Annotated in this window: 3 protein-coding genes; 1 reads left to right on the plus strand and 2 read right to left on the minus strand. The window is 75.0% G+C overall.

The genetic code is table 11. The features are described 5' to 3' along the window. Positions 1–377: 377 nt before the first annotated feature. Complete coding sequence (locus ACFUEL_RS39105) at positions 378–782, minus strand: DUF6191 domain-containing protein (protein ID WP_380242888.1); 405 nt, start codon at positions 780–782, stop codon at positions 378–380. On the opposite strand from ACFUEL_RS39105, the gene ACFUEL_RS39110 reads away from it, so the two are divergent. Next, positions 781–1,410 (plus strand): HAD-IA family hydrolase, encoded by a 630-nt coding sequence (locus ACFUEL_RS39110; RefSeq protein ID WP_380242890.1) that lies wholly within the window; start codon positions 781–783, stop codon positions 1,408–1,410. The genes ACFUEL_RS39105 and ACFUEL_RS39110 overlap by 2 nt on opposite strands. Here ACFUEL_RS39110 and ACFUEL_RS39115 read toward each other — a convergent pair whose 3' ends face one another. Then, entirely contained in the window at positions 1,411–1,755 is a 345-nt protein-coding gene (locus ACFUEL_RS39115; protein ID WP_380242892.1) for a hypothetical protein, read from the minus strand. It lies immediately after the preceding gene. Positions 1,756–1,953: the final 198 nt, after the last annotated feature.

Consider the following 1,953-nt stretch of genomic DNA (forward strand, 5'->3'; position numbering starts at 1 on the left):
GTCGCGGGACCGGTCACGGGCATCGTTCATGTTCTCCATGCCTTCAACGATCGATGCCAAAGGTGACAGAACCCGTCACCTTTCTTTTCTTCACCATTCGATCACACCTGCATCCACCGCCGCTCTTCCGTCCGCCCGTCCCTCCGCCCGCCCCGCCCGCCCCCGGGCTGATTTCCGAAGTCGCCGACCGGAGCCGGGCCACCACCCCTTCCCGCCGCGGACCTCCGCGCACGTGCACCTGCGCGGGCACGACTCGACGCGCACCGCGGGGGCCGACCCCTCCCCGCTGCGCCGCCCGGCCGGGAACCTGACGATGGCCGACACCCTGCGGTTCAGCCCCGCGCCGGCCCGTGAGACGTCCCGGTTGTGATGTCCCGTCAGCCCTTGCTCGGCCGGATCCGGGCCGTCCCGGCCGCCAGGTCGATGCCCGTCCGCGGCGGCGCGCCGTCCTGCTCGTCGTCGCGGAGGACCAGTTCGATCCGGCGCTGCTCCAACTGCACCCGCTTGCCCGGGTACAGCAGCGCGTGCATCTCCTCGCCCGCCTGCACCCCGGCCCCGCGACCGCCACCGGCCCCACGACCGCCACCGGCCGCTCCGCCGCGGCGCACCAGGACGTGCCGCAGCACCGAGGCGACGAACCCGACCAGCACCAGCAGAGCCGGGAACACCAGCGTCCCCATCATCGCAATGATCGGTGTCATGCCCGCCGAACGGGCCGCGCCGGCCGGGAGTTCCAGCCACCGTTCGTCGGCGAACGCCGCTCTGGCATGATCACCAGCCATGAGCGCCCCGACCTTCGACGCCCTGCTGTGCGACCTCGACAACGTGATCCGCTTCTACGACCTGGACGAGGTGGAGCGGCTGGAACGGGCCGCCGGCCTCGCCCCCGGCAGCACGGCGGAGATCGCCTACGCCCCCGAACGGGACCTGCCGCTGCTGCTGGGCCGGATCAGCCGGGCCCAGTGGGCCGCGTCCGTCGCGGAGGCCCTGGCCGACCGGCTGTCGCCCCGTCAGGCGGGCGAGCTCGCCGCCGCGTTCGCCCACGCCCCGTCCCGCGCGGACCTCCGCGTGGTGGAGCTGATCCGGCGGGTCCGCCGCAGCGTCCCGGTCGTACTGGTCACCAACGCCACCGTCTGGCTCGACGAGGACCTCGCCCGGCTCGGCCTCACCGACCTGGCCGACCACGTCGTCAACAGCTCCCTGATCCACCTCGCCAAGCCCGACCCGGCGGTCTACCGCCTCGCCGCCGACCTCGCGGGCGTCCCCGCCCACCGCTGCGCCTTCGTCGACGACAGCCGGACCAACGTCGACGCCGCCCGGCGGGCCGGAATGACGGCGGTCCTCTACCGCGACGTCTCCGACCTCCACCAACTCGTCGCCCCGCTCCTGGACGCGGCCCCGGCCGGCTGATCAGCCCGCCTCCGTCACCGGCCCGTCCTCGCACTCGACGTCGAAGGCCAGGCCCGTCCGCTCCAGCGCGGCCGTCAACTCGGCCACCCGCCCGGGGTCCACGAAGCCGCCGAAGGACACGGGCGCACCGGGGGCGAGGGTGAGCTCCGCACACGCGCACTCGACCTGGAACCCGTCCCGGCTCGACCGGCGCACCCGCCACCCGGCCCGGAAGAACGCCTCGGCCGCGCCCGGCGCGTCGGCCGCCCCCGGCAGGAAGCCCCACACGTTGTCGCCGAGGCCGATCCGTTCGAGGGCGGCGGCGTCCAGCCGCGGCCCGTCCGTCCCGCCCGAGGTGAAGTCCATACCGGAGGCTACCGAACGGACGGCCGCCCCCGCCTCCGGATTCACCGCCCGCTGCCGTCCGCCCCACCGAAGGGTCCGCTGACGGCAGCGGGTGACCGGGTGCGCCCCGGCCCGTTCACCGGCGGGGGCGGTCGCCGCGCAGGTGGGCCGCGTCGGAGCGGTCGGCCGGGGCGGAGCGGACGGCGAGCGAGCGCAGGG

Origin of the sequence: Kitasatospora sp. NPDC057198, from assembly GCF_042670125.1 — a bacterium.
GTDB lineage: Bacteria > Actinomycetota > Actinomycetes > Streptomycetales > Streptomycetaceae > Kitasatospora.